Raw genomic sequence first — 15,521 nt, forward strand, 5'->3', positions numbered from 1 at the left:
GCCAGTCCGTGGGCAAGTTAAAAATCCCAGCCGGACTGCGCTGGCTGGTTGGCTTGCTCGGCCTCTTGTGCCTTGCGGCGCGCGGCCTCAACCCGTGCCTTGCGGCCACGGCAAAGACGCATCACCTCCTGCTGCTGGGTTTGTGTCATGGTGAGCCAGTTGAAACGCTCCTCCCGATTGCGCAGGCAGCCCTTGCAGTAGCCCTTATTGTTCACTTCGCATACCCCGATACAGGGGCTCTGTAGCGGGAAGATCTCGAGCTGTTCCATCCATGGCCTCTCACACCTTGTTACCTTGTTATAACCCAGAAGATCCCCTTTGGAGAAATCCGTCGCCAAGGGGGTGAAGGCGTTTGCTTTCCCCCAGCAAATTTGGCATCTTCCCCGCCAAGCATGAGGCTTGGTGTTATATGAGGACATATGAACAAACACGCGTACTGGCTGACCGCTGCCGTGCTGGGGCTGGCCGGTTGTGCGGGCAATCCTGAGCAGGCGCAGGTGCCCAAAAAGAAACCCGATGCCGGATGTTTTCTCAACTGCGAGGTGCCGGAAAACCTGGGCAAGCAGTATCTGGACGGTGCCCTGCCGGGCGATCTGGTGCGGGTAGAGCGCATCAACAGCCGCCAGCGTTCTGATTTCAGCAAGTTCGGCCCCCAGAGCCGGTTGGTATTGGAGCGTTCCGGCAAGATGACCCGCCGTTATGGCGAGCTCTATCATCAGCTCTCCCGCTGGGTGGCCAATGGTGGCAATCCGGCTCATATCACCCAGTACGGCATCAGCCTGGCCCAGCTGGGCGGCGCCGATCGCATGGGCAACGTGCTGTTCACCGGTTATTACTCGCCGGTGCTGGAGGTGCGCCATCGCCCGGATGCCAAGTACAAGTACCCCATTTATGCCATGCCAAAATGTGGTGGCCGCTGCCCAAGCCGGGCCGATATCCATCGGGGGGCGTTGGCCAACCGTGGGCTGGAGCTGGGTTATAGCAAGTCTCTTATCGACAACTTCCTGATGGATGTGCAGGGCTCGGGCTTTGTGCATTATGGGGATGACGATCGGTTGCAATACCTGGGTTACAGCGGCAAGAACGGTCACGGCTATGTGAGCATAGGCCGGGTGCTGATCGACCGGGGCGAGGTACCCAAAGAGAAGATGTCGATGAAGGCCATCAAGGATTGGGCCAACGCCCAACCGGAGGAGAGCGTCAAGGAGCTGGTTGAGCAGAATCCCTCTTATGTCTTCTTCGAGCGTCGCCCCACCAATGACGTGATTGGCGCCGCCGGTATTCCGTTGCTGCCGCTGGCGGCCGTTGCGGCCGACAAGAGTTTGCTGCCGATGGGCACCCCCATCCTGGCGGAAGTGCCTTTGCTCGACAAGGCCGGCAACTGGACCGGCAAGCACCAGCTGCGGCTCTTGATTGCGCTGGATGTGGGTGGTGCCGTGAAGAAGGGGCACCTGGATCTTTACCACGGCATGGGTGAGAAGGCGGGTGTGGCGGCCGGTCACTACAAGCACTTTGGCCGGGTCTGGAAGCTGGGTCTGCACCATGGGCCGACTGCTGCGCCCTGGTTATAAGCAAAACAGGATATAAGCGAAACAGGGATTGTAATGGAATAAGGCGACTGTGGCGGGTGATGCCGCTTTGTAGCTAACCCACACAAGGCCTGATGACCCTTTCCCTGCTCCTCCTCCTTCGAGGGGAGGCGCCAAAGAAAAAAGCCGCCGGAGGCAATCCGGCGGCTTTTTTGTATGTGCTTATGTCCACAGTCTGCCGAGGAGGCTCAACCCTTCGTCAGGTCCAGCCGGATGGCACCGACCGGTTTGCAGCAACAGGGTAGACATTCACCCGGGGAGACAAACGCCAGCGGCACATTGGGGTAGTGCACCGAGCCTGCTAGCAAGGGCGTGCGGCAGGCGCCGCAATAACCGCTGCGGCACTGGAACTCCAGCTGATGGCCGTGACGCTCCAGGGTCTCCAACACGCTCTCGCCGGGATGGGCGAGCAGGGTGCCATCACAGGTATGTACCAGCGGCGCCTGTGGTGCCTCCTGCTGCGTTGCAGGCTGTAGGGCAGGGGCCAAGGTGTTGGTTGCGTCACTCACAGTTCAACGTCACCTGATAAATTGTCTGCATCTAGGTTTCTGCCGGTCTGACCGAGCAGCATATCGGGTCGCTGACTCACAGCTCGAAGTCACCGAGATCATCGGCATGTACTTCGCTGTCGATCTGGCCGACCAGGTAGGAGCTCACTTCCACTTCCTGCGGGGCAACCTGCACGTTGTCGGACGACAGCCAGGTGTTGATCCAGGGGATCGGGTTTTGCTTTGCGCCGGCAAAGGCTGGCTGCAGACTGACCGCGTTCATGCGCAGGTTGGTGATGTACTCCACGTATTGGCAGAGGATGTCTTTGTTCAGGCCGATCATGGAGCCGTCCTGGAACAGGTACTCTGCCCACTCTTTCTCCTGAATGGCTGCTTCCTTGAAGATCTCGAAGCAGGCTTGCTCGCACTCGGCGGCAATCTCGGCCATCTCGGGGTCATCCTGGCCGGTGCGCATCAGGTTCAGCATATGCTGGGTGCCGGTCAGGTGCAGTGCTTCGTCACGGGCGATCATCTTGATGATCTTGGCGTTGCCTTCCATCAATTCGCGCTCGGCGAAGGCAAAGGAGCAGGCGAAGCTGACGTAGAAGCGAATTGCCTCCAGGGCATTGACGCTCATCAGGCACAGATAGAGCTTCTTCTTCAGCTCGCGCAGTGTGATGGTGCGCATCTGTCCGGCGACGCTGTGGGTCCCTTCACCGTGCAGATTGTAGAGCGCGGTCGCTTCAATCAGGTCATCGTAGAAGCAGCTGATGGAGCCAGCGCGTTTGAGGATCTGCTCGTTGGTCACTATGTCATCGAACACCTGACCCGGGTTGTTGACGATATTGCGAATGATGTGGGTGTAGGAGCGAGAGTGGATGGTCTCCGAGAAGGCCCAGGTCTCGATCCAGGTTTCCAGCTCCGGAATGGAGACCAGCGGCAGCAGCGCCACGTTCGGGCTGCGACCCTGGATGGAATCCAGCAGGGTCTGGTACTTCAGGTTGGAGATGAAGATGTGTTGCTCGTGGGGCGGCAACGCCTGATAGTCGATGCGGTCGTGGGAGACATCCACCTCTTCCGGGCGCCAGAAGAAGGAGAGCTGCTTCTCGATCAGCCGTTCAAAGACTTCGTGTTTTTGTTGATCATAACGGGCCACATTGACCGATTGGCCAAAAAACATCGGCTCTTTGAGCTGGTCGTTTTGGGTTTGGCAGAAAGTTGAATAGGCCATGGTTACCAGAATGTATTGAATGGATAAACAGGAGAGCGGGAGCTTGTCGCTCCCGCCCGGTTGTCAGATCTTGCAATGGCTTATATTTTACAAGCCCCACCGGCACAACCGTCATCTTGCATATCGGCTTGTGCGTCATCCGCACCATCACGGGTGTTGTGATAGTAGAGGGTCTTGAGGCCGTATTTGTAAGCGGTCAGCAGATCCTTGAGCAACTGTTTCATCGGTACCTTGTTGCCTTCGAAACGGGCGGGGTCGTAGTTGGTGTTGGCGGAGATCGCCTGATCCACAAACTTCTGCATGATACCGACCAGCTGCAGATAGCCATCGACGCTCGGTTGCTTCCAGAGCAATTCGTATTGATCTTTCAGGCGATGATACTCGGGCACCACCTGTTTGAGAATGCCATCCTTGGATGCCTTGACCGAGACTAGGCCGCGCGGCGGCTCTATGCCGTTGGTGGCGTTGGAGATCTGGCTGGAAGTCTCGCTCGGCATCAGGGCGGTCAGGGTGGAGTTGCGCAGACCCACTGTCTTTATCTCTTCACGCAAGGTTTCCCAGTCCAGGTGCAGCGGCTCGTTGCACAGGTTGTCGAGATCCTTTTTATAGGTATCGATGGGCAAAATGCCCTGGGCATAGGTGGTCTCGTTGAACGCCGGGCAGGGGCCGAATTCGCGGGCCAGCTGCACGGAGGCCTTCAGCAGGTAGAACTGGATCGCCTCGAAGGTGCGGTGGGTCAGCGCCAGACCGGAGCCATCGGAGTAACGGGCGCCGTTCTTGGCCAGGTAGTAGGCGTAGTTGATGACGCCAATGCCCAGGGTGCGACGGTTCATGCTGCCTTTCTGGGCGGCCTTGAGCGGGTAGTCCTGATAGTCGAGCAGGGCATCCAGGGCGCGCACGGCGAGATCCGCCATCTCTTCCAGATCTTCCAGCTTCTCGATGGCGCCGAGGTTGAAGGCAGACAGGGTGCACAGGGCAATTTCGCCCTCTTCGTCATCCACGTTGTTGAGCGGCTTGGTGGGCAGTGCAATCTCGAGGCAGAGGTTGGACTGGCGTACTGGCGCCACGCTTGGATCGAACGGGCTGTGGGTGTTGCAGTGATCCACGTTCTGGATGTAGATACGACCGGTGCCTGCGCGCTCCTGCATCATCAGGGAGAAGAGATCGACAGCCTTGATGGTCTTCTTGCGAATGGCCGGGTCCTGCTCGTACTTGACGTAGAGCGCTTCGAACTTGTCCTGATCCGCAAAGAACGCATCGTACAGGCCAGGGGCATCGGACGGGGAGAACAGAGTGATGTCGCCGCCCTTGATCAGGCGCTGGTACATCAGCTTGTTGATCTGCACGCCGTAGTCCATGTGACGGACCCGGTTCTCTTCCACGCCGCGGTTGTTTTTCAGTACCAGCAGGCTTTCCACTTCGGTGTGCCACAGCGGGTAGAAGAGGGTGGCCGCACCACCGCGTACGCCGCCCTGGGAGCAGCATTTGACCGCAGTCTGGAAGTACTTGTAGAAGGGGATGCAGCCGGTGTGGAAGGCTTCGCCGCCACGGATGGGGCTGCCCAGACCACGGATGCGACCGGCGTTGATGCCGATGCCGGCGCGCTGGGAGACATAACGGACGATGGCGCTGGCGGTGGCATTGATGGAATCCAGGCTGTCATCGCACTCGATCAGTACGCAGGAGCTGAACTGACGGGTCGGGGTACGCACACCGCTCATGATGGGGGTCGGCAGCGAAATTTTGAAGGTCGACACCGCATCATAGAAACGCTTGATGTAGCTCAGACGGGTATCTTTCGGATACTTGGAGAAGAGGCAGGCCGCTACCAGTATGTAGAGGAACTGCGGGCTCTCGTAGATCTCGCCGGTGACGCGGTTCTGCACCAGGTACTTGCCTTCCAGCTGCTTGACGGCGGCGTAGGAGAAGTTCATGTCACGCCAGTGATCCAGGTGCTCGTTGAGCTCCTCGAATTCCGCCTGGGTGTAGTCGGTCAGCAGGTGCTTGTCATATTTGCCCATGTCTACCAGACGGGCGACGTGCTGGTAGAGGTGGGGCGGCTCGAACTGGCCGTAGGCTTTCTTGCGCAGGTGGAAGATGGCCAGACGGGCAGCCATGTACTGGTAATCCGGACTTTGCTCGGAGATCAGGTCAGCAGTGGCCTTGATGACGGTTTCGTGGATATCGGCGGTACGGATACCGTCATAGAACTGGATGTGGGACTTGAGTTCCACCTGAGAGACCGACACGTTGTCGAGCCCTTCGGCGGCCCAGTCCAGCACGCGGTGAATTTTATCCAGATCGATGGGTTCTTTGTGGCCGTTACGCTTCGTCACAAACAAGTTCATTGGCTGATGACCTTCAGTTGATTCCCGAAAAACCATCGCACTGCGCTGGCCTCGGCGCCGTGAACGGCTGCGGGAGGTGGGGGCGTATTGTGCGATGAATCACAAGATATAGTGTTATTTTGAGTTCGAGCTACAAGATAGTGAGGTCGCCCTCGCTTTGCAATCTGTGGATAAGGCATTAGCTGTGGATAAATTGTGGGTGTCGAGACCCATGTTAGTGGACGCTCACAGTGAGTGGGTTTTCATGCGTCCGATCCGGTAAATGCAAGTCTGATGATCGAACATGGAAAATTTAAATAACTTTTTTTGCTTGCGAAAACGGGGTGTTTTTACTAGCAAATTCAGTCTGGTTATCCCTTGTGCAGCAAGGGTCAAAAGGTGTCCTGTCCCAGTCTGTTGGCGGTTGCCAAACGGCAAAAAAGGGAGATCAATCCGGACCTCCCCTGGTCTCATCCTTGTGCCTGCAACGGTCGCCAATCGTGCTCATCTGGCCACCGATTGGCGATAAAGCTGCCTTTATGATCCATCAATCTGGCTGTCTGGCGGCAAACAGGATTAGCTCAGCTCGTAACGCAGCCAGTGGTGCAGGGCCTGCACGGTATCGAAGTGCAGATCCGCACCCCAGTCGGCGGGATCCTCGTCATCACTCAGATAACCCCAGCCCGCCACGGCGGTGCGCATGCCCGCATTGCGGCCCGCCTCTATGTCACGCACGTGATCCCCCACATAGAGGCAGTGGGCGGCGTCGACCCCCAACTGTTCACAGGCAAAGTACATGGGAGCAGGGTCGGGCTTGCGCACCGGCAGGGTGTCGGCACTCACAGTCACGCCGCAACTGGCAAGCTCGGGCAAGGCGGCCAGCAGCGGTTCGGTGAGAAAGCCCGGCTTGTTGGTGACTATGCCCCAGGGCAGGGCACGTTCGTCCAGCCACTCGATGAGATCCACCATCCCCTCATAGGGTCGAGTGCCGACGCAGAGGTTCGCCGCGTAGTAGTCGAGCAGGGCGGTGCGCAGGCGAGTGGCCCCCAGCTCTTCGAGCAGCTCATCGCCAAGCCCCGCCTTGAGCAGTCCGAGCGCGCCATGGGAGGTGGTCTGTCGGATGATGGCGTCAGAGAGCGGCGCAAAGCCTTCGCTCACCAGCACATGGTTGACGGCGGCGCCCAAGTCCGGCGCCGTATCGAGCAAGGTGCCATCCAGGTCAAACAGCACACAGCGCAGTGGTACCGGCGTGTTATCGATCATCAGCCATGCTCCGGGCGGATGAACTCCACCATGTAGTTGACGTCGACGTTCTTGCCAAGCTTGAACTGGTTGGAGAGCGGCGCGTAGTGCACCCCGCTCATGTCCCGTACCAAGAGGCCTGCTGCTTCACCCATACGACACAGCTCGGCGGGGGTGATGAACTTCTTGTGATCGTGGGTACCTTTGGGGACCATCTTCATCAGGTATTCGGCGCCGATGATCATCATCAGATAGGCTTTCGGATTGCGGTTGATGGTGGAGATGAACACCCGTCCGCCCGGGCGCACCAGGGTGGCGATGGCGCGCAGCACCGAAGCCGGATCCGGCACATGCTCCAGCATCTCCATGCAGGTGACCACGTCATACTGGCCAGGGGCCTGGCCGGCGTGCTCCTCCGCCGTCATCTGCTGGTATTGGAGTTCCACCCCTTGTTCCAGGGCGTGCAGGCGGGCGACCCCGAGCGGTTCCTTGCCCATGTCGATGCCGGTGACGTGAGCCTCCCGACGGGCCATGCTCTCGGAGAGAATGCCGCCACCGCAGCCGATGTCGAGGATGCGCTTGCCAAACAGGCCGCCGCTCTTGTCGGTGATCCAGTCAAGGCGCACCGGATTGATTTGATGCAGTGGCTTGAATTCGCCCTCCATGTCCCACCAGCGGGAGGCAATAGCTTCAAATTTGGCGATTTCTGTCAGATCGACATTGGCATCACTATTCATATTTTGTGGATCCTGTGGCAGGGCGCGCAGGTAGCAAGACTCGGGCGCAATCTATTGTCCTGGCGGGCATTATAACGGAGACACTTTGTCACACCAGCCCGACTTGTTACCCGGATTTGTGGCTTAAGGTATTTGGCTCAGTGTGTTACCATGGCGCGCTGTTTAAGCCAAAGAACAACTAATTAGGGATTAAGGCTTTCTATGAGCGATCTGGCCAGAGAGATCACGCCGATCAACATCGAAGAAGAGCTCAAGAGTTCCTATCTTGATTACGCCATGAGCGTGATCGTAGGACGAGCTCTGCCGGATGTGCGTGATGGCTTGAAACCGGTTCACCGCCGCGTTCTGTTTGCTATGAACGAGTTGGGGAACGACTGGAACAAGCCCTATAAAAAATCGGCCCGTGTGGTCGGTGACGTAATTGGTAAATACCACCCGCACGGCGACAGTGCCGTGTATGACACCATTGTCCGCTTGGCGCAGGATTTCTCCATGCGTTACATGCTGGTCGATGGTCAGGGCAACTTCGGTTCGGTCGACGGCGACAGCGCCGCCGCCATGCGTTACACCGAAGTGCGGATGGCCCGCATCTCCCACGAGCTGCTGGCCGATCTGGACAAAGAAACCGTGGATTGGGTGCCCAACTATGATGGCACCGAGATGATCCCGGCTGTCATGCCCACCAAGGTGCCCAACCTGCTGGTCAACGGTTCATCCGGTATCGCGGTAGGCATGGCGACCAACATTCCTCCTCACAACCTCACCGAGATAGTGAACGGTTGTCTGGCGCTTATCGAGAATGGCAATCTCACCATCGATGAGTTGATGACCTACATCACAGGGCCTGATTTCCCCACCGGCGCCATCATCAACGGTCGTGCTGGCATAGTGCAGGCCTACCGTACCGGTCGTGGCTCCGTCTATGTGCGTGCCAAAGCCGAAGTGGAAGTGGACGACAAGACCAGTCGCGAGACCATCATCGTTCACGAGCTGCCTTATCAGGTGAACAAGGCGCGGTTGATCGAGAAGATCGCCGAGCTGGTCAAAGAGAAGAAGGTCGAGGGCATCAGTGCCCTGCGCGATGAGTCTGATAAAGACGGCATGCGCATCGTTATCGAGATCAAACGTGGCGAGTCTGGCGAGATTGTGCTGAACAATCTCTACAAGCACACCCAGCTGCAGACCACGTTCGGCATCAACATGGTGGCGCTCGATAACAACCAGCCCAAGGTGATGAACCTTAAAGACATTCTGGATGCGTTCCTGCTGCACCGCCGTGAGGTCGTGACCCGCCGGACCGTGTTCGAGCTGCGCAAGGCGCGGGATCGGGCTCACATCCTTGAAGGTCTGGCCGTCGCGCTGGCCAACATCGACCCCATCATAGAGCTGATCCGTCACTCCGATACGCCCGCAGACGCCAAAGCCAAACTGGTTGCCCGCGGTTGGGAGCTCGGCAACGTGGCCGCCATGCTGGAAAAAGCAGGCGACGACGCGGCCCGCCCCGAGTGGCTGGAGCCGGAATTCGGCATCCGTGAAGGTCAATATTTCCTGACCGAGCAGCAAGCCCAGGCCATCCTTGACCTGCGTCTGCACAAGTTGACCGGCCTCGAGCACGGCAAGATCCTGGAAGAGTATCAATCTCTGCTGGATCTGATTGCCGAGCTGCTGTTCATCCTGGCAAGCCCGGAACGGTTGATGGAAGTGATCCGCGATGAACTGCTGGCCGTGCGCGAGCAGTATGGCGACGAACGTCGCACCGAGATCAGCGCCTCCAGCGCCGAGATCAACATCGAAGATCTGATCACGCCGGAAGACGTGGTGGTAACCCTGTCTCACCAGGGTTACGTGAAATACCAGCCGATCACCGACTACGAGGCCCAGCGCCGCGGTGGTCGTGGCAAGTCGGCCACCCGGATCAAGGAAGAGGACTTTGTGGAACGTCTGCTGGTGGCCAACACCCATGACACCATTCTGTGCTTCTCCACCCGTGGCAAGGTCTACTGGCTCAAGGTGTATCAGCTGCCGGAGGCGTCCCGTGGCGCCCGTGGTCGTCCGATCATCAACTTGCTGCCGCTGGAAGAGGGTGAACGTATCACCGCCATCCTGCCGGTCAAAGAGTATGCCGACGACAAGTACGTCTTCTTCGCTACCGCTGATGGTACCGTGAAGAAAACCAGCCTGTCTGCGTTCAGCCGTCCGCTCTCCTCCGGTATTCGTGCCATCAATCTCAAAGAGGGTGATGAGCTGATCGGGGTGGACATCACAGATGGCAGCAACGAGATCATGCTGTTCTCCGATGCGGGCAAGGTGGTTCGCTTCAATGAAGGTAGCGGCCGCGCCGATGCAGCCGATGCTGATGTCAGCGATGATGTCGACGGAGATGACGAGAGTGTCATTGACGCTGGCAACGACGATGATGGCAGCGACAACGGCGAAGGCAGCGAGAGTACCGAAAGCAAGGGTACTTTCAAGGGCGTGCGTCCCATGGGCCGTACCGCCGGTGGGGTACGCGGTATCCGCCTGCTCAACGGCGACAAGGTGGTTTCCCTGATCGTCCCCCGTGGCGAGGGCGCCATCCTGACCGCGACCGAGAACGGTTACGGCAAGCGTACCGCGCTGACCGAGTACCCGACCAAGAGCCGTGGTACTCAGGGCGTTCGTTCCATCAAGGTGGACGAGCGTAACGGCAAGGTGATCGATGCGATCCAGGTCGACGATACCGACCAGATCATGCTTATCACCAATGGCGGCACCCTGGTACGTACTCGTGTCTCCGAAGTGAGCATCATAGGCCGCAACACAGGTGGTGTTCGTCTGATCCGTACCGGTGAAGATGAAACCGTGGTTGGCCTGCAGCGCATTGCCGAGAGCGATGAGGAAGAGAACGACGTCATGGCCATTGACGGTGAGGTGTCTGAAGGCACCGATACTGCGCCAGACGCCGGCTCTGCCGCCGCAGGATCCTCTGAAGGGTCTACTGAAGAGGGCGCAGCGAGCGACGAATAATCGCGCGTTTGCCCCCATGAAAAAGAGCGACCCTTGGGTCGCTCTTTTTATTGCTGTTTTGTGTCTTGCTGCTGCTTTTACATCCGCCCCTGGGAGCCAGCTGATCGGGCCCGCTTTGATCCCTCTGCATTGCCGCACTTCCTCAATTTACCCCAAATCCTTCATGCTGGTGTCATCTCGCTGTCATTGGGCGGGGCCAAGCTGCCCCTTGTACTCAACAAGCATGCCAAGCGGGCCTGGCGCCTGCATCCATCAACAGGAGCATCTTATGACTAGCTGGGTAATGTGGGAGATCTGGTGGAGCCGGGTATGGGGCGAACATCAGCAAGGATCGCTGACAGAGGAGCATGAGGACGAAGTGGCCCATGAGCCTGCACGACTGCCCGCCGAATTGACTGCACAGGGCAAGGGCACGTACGCGCCTCGGCCAAGGGGTTGATGCCCTGCTTGTCGGCATAGTTCACCTTGTGGTGCGCCGATTAAGGGGAGGCGTTGTGATCCTTGCTGATGCTGTCGGGGTGATCAGAAGAGCCGCAGTTGTTCACCCGGGCGGATAAAGCCGTCCCGCCGCAGCTGAAGATGGCGCTTGCCCAAGCCCAAACGCTTGCTGATGAGCCGAAAGCGCTGGGCGAGCAAGTCCGCAAACTGGCCCTCACCGCGCATGCGGGTGCCAAAGGCGGGGCTGTTGAGCCCGCCATCCCGACTGGCTCGCAACTGGTTCAGGATGGCCTCCTTCTGGCCGGGGTAGTGCTCCTCCAGCCAGTCGCTGAACAGTGTGGTCAGCTCGTGGGGCAATCGCAGCAGTATGTAGTCGGCGCTCTGGGCGCCGGCTTCGGCTGCCGCCTTGATGATGTGCTCGAGCTCAGGTTCGTTGAGGCGCGGGATCATGGGCGCCGCCAGCACGCCGACCGGTACTCCTGCCTGTGCCAGCTTTTCAATCACCTTGAGCCGACCCGTGCCTGTGCTAGCCCTGGGTTCCAGCTGTCGCCGCAGGGTTTCATTTAATGTCGTCATCGACACCATCACCTGACAGAGTCCCTCCCGAGCCAGTTCGGCCAGCAGATCGAGGTCGCGCAATATCATGGCGCTCTTGGTGATGATGCCGACCGGGTGGCGATGGGCCAGCATCACTTCCAGCAATTGGCGGGTGAGGCGATAGTGATGCTCGATGGGCTGGTAAGGATCGGTATTGGCCCCCAGCACGATAGTGTCCGGCTGGTAGCCGGGTTTGGCAAACTCCCGTCGCAACAGCTCGGCGGCATTGAGCTTGGCAAACAGCCTGGTCTCGAAGTCGAGACCGGGGGATAGCTCCAGGTAAGCATGGCTCGGTCTGGCATAACAGTAGATGCAGCCATGCTCACAGCCCTGATAGGGGTTGATGGAGCGACCAAAGGGCACATCCGGCGAGCGGTTGTAACTGATGATGCTGCGGGCGGTTATCTCCTTCACCTCGGTGCGGGGATCACTGGCGGAAAATGCCGCTTCCCACTCGGGTTGAGCCCAGCCGTCATCGACCGCGTCGACCCGCTGGCCGCTGAAGCGGTGATCAACATTTTGGAAACTGCCTCGTCCTGCCATAGCGTCACACCAATACTGTTTATATATACAGTTATCTTGCAAGCCTCAGTGCCAAAATACAAGCTCTCGCCATCCCTTCCTTGCTTAAAACAGCATGACAAATGGATCTCTTGCTTGATCCCCCTGATACATTTCGTTTACATAGAAAAAATGCGAACTGGATCACGGAAATCATCATGAAACCCATTGTCTCCCGCTGGCTGTTTATCGGTGTACTTGGCCTGGTCATCTGGCGGCTGATCCCGCTCTCCACCGATCAGGAGCTGGCATCGGCCAATCGAGCCTGGCGTAGCGGCCAGTTCGAGACGGCGACAAAGATCTGGCAACCGCTGGCCGAGCAGGGGATCCCCCGGGCTCAGGCGCTGATGGGCTGGAGCCACGAGGTGGGGCAGGGCACGGCGCAGGACATGGAGCAAGCCATCAGCCTTTATCGCCAGTCGGCGCAGGCCGGAGACGCCTTTGGCCAATACCGGCTGGCGGAGGTCTATCTGCGCGGCACCGGGGTGAAACGGGACCTGCGGGAGGCATTTCACTGGATGGAGCTGGCGGCCCGCAACGGTGACGTGCCCGCCATGCTCAAAGTCGGCGTGCTGCACCTGATGGGGGTGAGTGGTCGGGTCGATCTGCCCCAGGCCAAGCAGTGGCTCTATCAGGCTTCGCAGAAGGGCAACAAGCTTGCATTGAAGGTGTTGGAGGAGCTTGCCCTGGCCGAGGAGGGGAGCAGTACCTTCGATTTCAACTGGCAACCCCTGCTGGGTGAGTGACTGGCAAGCGATTCATTTGGTTGTAGAAAATCTCACCAAACTCGATACAGCCCCGCCTACTTCTGGTAGCATGGTCCGGTTTTTGGTTTGCCTTGTGCCGTTAAGCAAGCTGTTTGCGGCGCAGTGCACCTCTGCAAAGTGCTGTAGAGAGCCATAACATCACCCTTTTTGAATGATTTTTTCCATCCCGCATGTGCCCTTTGGTAGTAGTCACCACTCTCGATTCAGCCTGTTTTTTCATATCTTTTTCTGCGCTGTAACCTATTGTTTTATAAAGGTCTAAGCGTCTTTCCTGTTCCATGCTGTGCACGTTTCTTCTGGCCTGTGTATTTAATTTTGTGTACCAACGTGTGTACCATGGACACATCAAATCAGGCGAGAACAGTGCTATGGCATTGAGTGACGCGAAGCTGCGTAGAATTGCTGGCAAGCCATATGATGGGCCGACCGAGTTACCTGATGGGCAGGGGCTTTCTGCCCGTATCAGCACATCAGGGCACATCAGCTTTCAGTACCGATACCGGCACGGGGCACATGCCCGCAGGATGTCACTGGGAACGTATGGTGATATCACTCTGAAGGAGGCGCGGGAACGTCATGCCGAAGCACGGCGGATCTTGCAGACAGGCACTGATCCGGCAATGGCTCGCCTAATGGAGATCAAGGAGCGCCATGTCGCTGTCACAGTAAATGACTGTCTGAACGCTTGGTTGGGTAGTCAGCAGGCAATCCGGTTGGTTCATTTCAAGCAGTGGCGTCGTCAGTTCGAGATGTACGTGATTCCCACCGTTGGCCAGTTTGTAGTGGATGACATGACGACACTGCACTGGGACAAAGTCTTTATCCCTATGCAGGAATCAGCCAGCACCCAAGCGGGGATCCTGCTTGGCAAGCTGAAGGAGGTGTTGGATTATGCCCAGCGCCGTAACATGATCAAGGCCAACACACTTGCCACTTGGAAGGTTAAGGACGTAGGCACACCTATCAAGAGCCGATCTCGTTACTTGAGTGACGAGGAAATCGGTCAGTTCTGGCTGGCCGTAGACTGCACAGATATGACGGATGCCCACAAAATCCTGATGAAGCTGATTTTGCTCACCGGTTGTCGTGGGGTGGAGATCCGAACCGCCAAGAAGGCCGACATTGACTTAGTTAAAGGCCAATGGAGGGTAACTGATGACGATTCCAAAACAGGGATTGGCTTCTTGCGGGGGTTATCGCACCAGGCTTGTGAGCTGTTTGCAGCAGCCTTTGAGTTCTTTCCTGACCATGTCTATGTATTCCCGCCTGCTCGCAGCTTAGAAGATCGACCAATGGCAGCCAGTGTACTGCTGAGTTTGGCTAAGCAAGTAGGGAAGATAATGGGTGTCACTGACTGGGGTAACCATGACCTACGTCGTACCGTGAAGACGGTAATGAGCCGGATCGGGGTACATCCCCATGTGTCGGAGAAAGTGCTTGGTCACAGACTGGCGGGGATTCTTGCCGTCTATGACCAGCACGACTATGCCGATGAGCAGAGGGAGGCCCTTGAGCGTTGGGCCGCCCACATTGCTCAGTGTTGTGCTGATGGATGTGACTCCGCAAGCATCAGCCCACGCTCCACCAGAAACGCGATTACTTCGTGACGGCGCCATAGGGTGCCCCCCTTGGCCATCCAGTTGAGTGGCTTGGGGAACGGGGTGCCTTGTGCTTCCCACTCCAGCCGGCGGCGGTAGAAAGTAGTTCTGCCTATCCCGCCGAGCAGTTGCTCGATATCGCAACGGCGGATCAGTGCTGGTGTTTGAATGTAGTTTGCCATGTATCCTCCGGAGATCTAAAACGGGATGTCATCATCAAAGTCCATCGGCGGTTCATTGTAAGCCGGTGGTGCTGGTTGCTGGGTTGGTCGACCGTATCCGCCCTGCTGCTGTGGCACTGGTGCTTGCTGTGGCTGGCTGCCCTGTTGTTTACTGCCGAGCATCTGCATCACCCCGGTGAAGCTATCGACCAGCACCTCGGTGGTGTAGCGCTCCTGGCTGCTCTGGTCCTGCCATCTTCGAGTCTGCAGTTTCCCTTCAACGTAGACTTGAGCACCTTTCTTCAGATACTCGCCGGCCACTTCGGCCAACTTGCCCATAATGACCACTCGGTGCCACTCTGTACGCTCCTTCTGGGCATTGGTCTGCTTGTCGCGCCAAGTCTCAGAGGTGGCCAAGGTGATGCTGGTAAAAGCACCGCCGCTTGGCATATAGCGGACTTCTGGATCCTGGCCAAGGTTGCCGATCAGGATGACCTTGTTAATACCGCGTCTCATTAGTGGGCCTCCATGGCTTGATAGAGCTGCTGGTACTGGGAATTCACTTGCTTCCATTGCGGGTCATTGGCCATCTTGAGGCAATGAATGCGGCGAGCCATGGCAAACCTTGCCTTGTCCAGCATGTTGGCGCTTGCCGCGTGGTGCTGAGCCTTTTTGTATGAAAGAGCGGCAGCAGGGTAGTCTGCAGTTTGCTCTTGCAGGATGGCTTGCTTGAAGTCATCCCTGTAATTGCGCTGGTAGAGTCTGATATCCATCGTGTC

Annotated in this window: 15 protein-coding genes; 5 read left to right on the plus strand and 10 right to left on the minus strand. The window is 57.9% G+C overall.

The genetic code is table 11. From position 1 onward, the window contains the following. Positions 1 to 17: 17 nt before the first annotated feature. Positions 18 to 269, minus strand: coding sequence for a DUF1289 domain-containing protein (locus tag ONZ54_RS11085; protein WP_005315494.1), 252 nt, complete (start codon positions 267 to 269; stop codon positions 18 to 20). A gap of 150 nt (positions 270 to 419) precedes the next feature. Between ONZ54_RS11085 and mltA the strand changes: the two genes are divergently transcribed. Further along, positions 420 to 1,571, plus strand: coding sequence for a murein transglycosylase A (gene mltA, locus ONZ54_RS11090; RefSeq protein WP_058393933.1), 1,152 nt, complete (start codon positions 420 to 422; stop codon positions 1,569 to 1,571). A 206-nt stretch (positions 1,572 to 1,777) separates the two neighbouring features. Here the strand turns inward: mltA and yfaE are convergent, their stop codons facing one another. The 5 genes from yfaE to ubiG all read right to left on the minus strand — a co-directional run bounded on the left by yfaE (position 1,778) and on the right by ubiG (position 7,614). Next, positions 1,778 to 2,098: a class I ribonucleotide reductase maintenance protein YfaE gene (gene yfaE / locus ONZ54_RS11095; protein WP_059112689.1), complete on the minus strand. Its 321-nt coding sequence runs from the start codon at positions 2,096 to 2,098 to the stop codon at positions 1,778 to 1,780. Positions 2,099 to 2,174: 76 nt separating this feature from the next. Further along, on the minus strand, positions 2,175 to 3,308 hold the full coding sequence (gene nrdB / locus ONZ54_RS11100) for a class Ia ribonucleoside-diphosphate reductase subunit beta (protein WP_271788157.1): 1,134 nt from the start codon (positions 3,306 to 3,308) through the stop codon (positions 2,175 to 2,177). 80 nt (positions 3,309 to 3,388) lie between these two features. Continuing rightward, positions 3,389 to 5,656 carry a class 1a ribonucleoside-diphosphate reductase subunit alpha gene (gene nrdA / locus ONZ54_RS11105; RefSeq protein WP_017411669.1) on the minus strand — a complete coding sequence of 756 codons (2,268 nt, stop codon included), beginning with the start codon at positions 5,654 to 5,656 and terminating at the stop codon, positions 3,389 to 3,391. A gap of 555 nt (positions 5,657 to 6,211) precedes the next feature. Then, positions 6,212 to 6,898 carry an HAD family hydrolase gene (locus ONZ54_RS11110; RefSeq protein ID WP_271788158.1) on the minus strand — a complete coding sequence of 229 codons (687 nt, stop codon included), beginning with the start codon at positions 6,896 to 6,898 and terminating at the stop codon, positions 6,212 to 6,214. Continuing rightward, the gene (gene ubiG / locus ONZ54_RS11115; protein ID WP_271788159.1) at positions 6,898 to 7,614 is read right to left on the minus strand and encodes a bifunctional 2-polyprenyl-6-hydroxyphenol methylase/3-demethylubiquinol 3-O-methyltransferase UbiG; all 717 of its coding nucleotides are present in this window, start codon (positions 7,612 to 7,614) and stop codon (positions 6,898 to 6,900) included. Before ubiG ends, ONZ54_RS11110 begins: the two co-directional genes overlap by 1 nt. 201 nt (positions 7,615 to 7,815) lie before the next feature. On the opposite strand from ubiG, the gene gyrA reads away from it, so the two are divergent. Both gyrA and ONZ54_RS11125 read left to right on the plus strand, forming a co-directional pair. Continuing rightward, on the plus strand, positions 7,816 to 10,620 hold the full coding sequence (gyrA, locus tag ONZ54_RS11120) for a DNA topoisomerase (ATP-hydrolyzing) subunit A (protein ID WP_059112692.1): 2,805 nt from the start codon (positions 7,816 to 7,818) through the stop codon (positions 10,618 to 10,620). A 268-nt stretch (positions 10,621 to 10,888) separates the two neighbouring features. Further along, positions 10,889 to 11,059: a hypothetical protein gene (locus ONZ54_RS11125; RefSeq protein ID WP_165484246.1), complete on the plus strand. Its 171-nt coding sequence runs from the start codon at positions 10,889 to 10,891 to the stop codon at positions 11,057 to 11,059. An 83-nt stretch (positions 11,060 to 11,142) separates the two neighbouring features. Here ONZ54_RS11125 and ONZ54_RS11130 read toward each other — a convergent pair whose 3' ends face one another. After that, positions 11,143 to 12,198, minus strand: a complete 1,056-nt coding sequence (locus ONZ54_RS11130) for a PA0069 family radical SAM protein (protein WP_271788160.1) — start codon at positions 12,196 to 12,198, stop codon at positions 11,143 to 11,145. Positions 12,199 to 12,374: 176 nt separating this feature from the next. Between ONZ54_RS11130 and ONZ54_RS11135 the strand changes: the two genes are divergently transcribed. After that, a complete protein-coding gene (locus tag ONZ54_RS11135) occupies positions 12,375 to 12,962 on the plus strand; it encodes a tetratricopeptide repeat protein (protein WP_192896003.1) in 588 nt (195 codons plus the stop codon). 100 nt (positions 12,963 to 13,062) lie between these two features. Here the strand turns inward: ONZ54_RS11135 and ONZ54_RS11140 are convergent, their stop codons facing one another. Continuing rightward, positions 13,063 to 13,263, minus strand: a complete 201-nt coding sequence (locus tag ONZ54_RS11140; RefSeq protein ID WP_271788161.1) for a hypothetical protein — start codon at positions 13,261 to 13,263, stop codon at positions 13,063 to 13,065. 88 nt (positions 13,264 to 13,351) lie between these two features. Between ONZ54_RS11140 and ONZ54_RS11145 the strand changes: the two genes are divergently transcribed. After that, positions 13,352 to 14,590 carry a tyrosine-type recombinase/integrase gene (locus ONZ54_RS11145; protein WP_271788162.1) on the plus strand — a complete coding sequence of 413 codons (1,239 nt, stop codon included), beginning with the start codon at positions 13,352 to 13,354 and terminating at the stop codon, positions 14,588 to 14,590. 188 nt (positions 14,591 to 14,778) lie between these two features. Here the strand turns inward: ONZ54_RS11145 and ssb are convergent, their stop codons facing one another. Together ssb and ONZ54_RS11155 are read right to left on the minus strand one after the other, a co-directional pair. Beyond that, positions 14,779 to 15,258 (minus strand): single-stranded DNA-binding protein, encoded by a 480-nt coding sequence (gene ssb / locus ONZ54_RS11150; RefSeq protein ID WP_271788163.1) that lies wholly within the window; start codon positions 15,256 to 15,258, stop codon positions 14,779 to 14,781. Beyond that, positions 15,258 to 15,515: a hypothetical protein gene (locus ONZ54_RS11155; protein ID WP_271788164.1), complete on the minus strand. Its 258-nt coding sequence runs from the start codon at positions 15,513 to 15,515 to the stop codon at positions 15,258 to 15,260. Before ONZ54_RS11155 ends, ssb begins: the two co-directional genes overlap by 1 nt. Between the last annotated feature and the right edge of the window lie 6 nt (positions 15,516 to 15,521).

This window comes from Aeromonas salmonicida (genome assembly GCF_028355655.1).
Taxonomy (GTDB): Bacteria; Pseudomonadota; Gammaproteobacteria; order Enterobacterales; family Aeromonadaceae; genus Aeromonas; species Aeromonas salmonicida.

What these genes read in the sequence shown, in the direction of transcription:
- ONZ54_RS11085 (WP_005315494.1), bottom strand. Translation starts at nt 269, where the DNA reads ATGGAACAGCTCGAGATCTTCCCGCTACAGAGCCCCTGTATCGGGGTA.
- mltA (WP_058393933.1), top strand. Translation starts at nt 420, where the DNA reads ATGAACAAACACGCGTACTGGCTGACCGCTGCCGTGCTGGGGCTGGCC.
- nrdB (WP_271788157.1), bottom strand. Translation starts at nt 3,308, where the DNA reads ATGGCCTATTCAACTTTCTGCCAAACCCAAAACGACCAGCTCAAAGAG.
- nrdA (WP_017411669.1), bottom strand. Translation starts at nt 5,656, where the DNA reads ATGAACTTGTTTGTGACGAAGCGTAACGGCCACAAAGAACCCATCGAT.
- ONZ54_RS11110 (WP_271788158.1), bottom strand. Translation starts at nt 6,898, where the DNA reads ATGATCGATAACACGCCGGTACCACTGCGCTGTGTGCTGTTTGACCTG.
- ubiG (WP_271788159.1), bottom strand. Translation starts at nt 7,614, where the DNA reads ATGAATAGTGATGCCAATGTCGATCTGACAGAAATCGCCAAATTTGAA.
- gyrA (WP_059112692.1), top strand. Translation starts at nt 7,816, where the DNA reads ATGAGCGATCTGGCCAGAGAGATCACGCCGATCAACATCGAAGAAGAG.
- ONZ54_RS11125 (WP_165484246.1), top strand. Translation starts at nt 10,889, where the DNA reads ATGACTAGCTGGGTAATGTGGGAGATCTGGTGGAGCCGGGTATGGGGC.
- ONZ54_RS11130 (WP_271788160.1), bottom strand. Translation starts at nt 12,198, where the DNA reads ATGGCAGGACGAGGCAGTTTCCAAAATGTTGATCACCGCTTCAGCGGC.
- ONZ54_RS11135 (WP_192896003.1), top strand. Translation starts at nt 12,375, where the DNA reads ATGAAACCCATTGTCTCCCGCTGGCTGTTTATCGGTGTACTTGGCCTG.
- ONZ54_RS11140 (WP_271788161.1), bottom strand. Translation starts at nt 13,263, where the DNA reads ATGGAACAGGAAAGACGCTTAGACCTTTATAAAACAATAGGTTACAGC.
- ONZ54_RS11145 (WP_271788162.1), top strand. Translation starts at nt 13,352, where the DNA reads ATGGCATTGAGTGACGCGAAGCTGCGTAGAATTGCTGGCAAGCCATAT.
- ssb (WP_271788163.1), bottom strand. Translation starts at nt 15,258, where the DNA reads ATGAGACGCGGTATTAACAAGGTCATCCTGATCGGCAACCTTGGCCAG.
- ONZ54_RS11155 (WP_271788164.1), bottom strand. Translation starts at nt 15,515, where the DNA reads ATGGATATCAGACTCTACCAGCGCAATTACAGGGATGACTTCAAGCAA.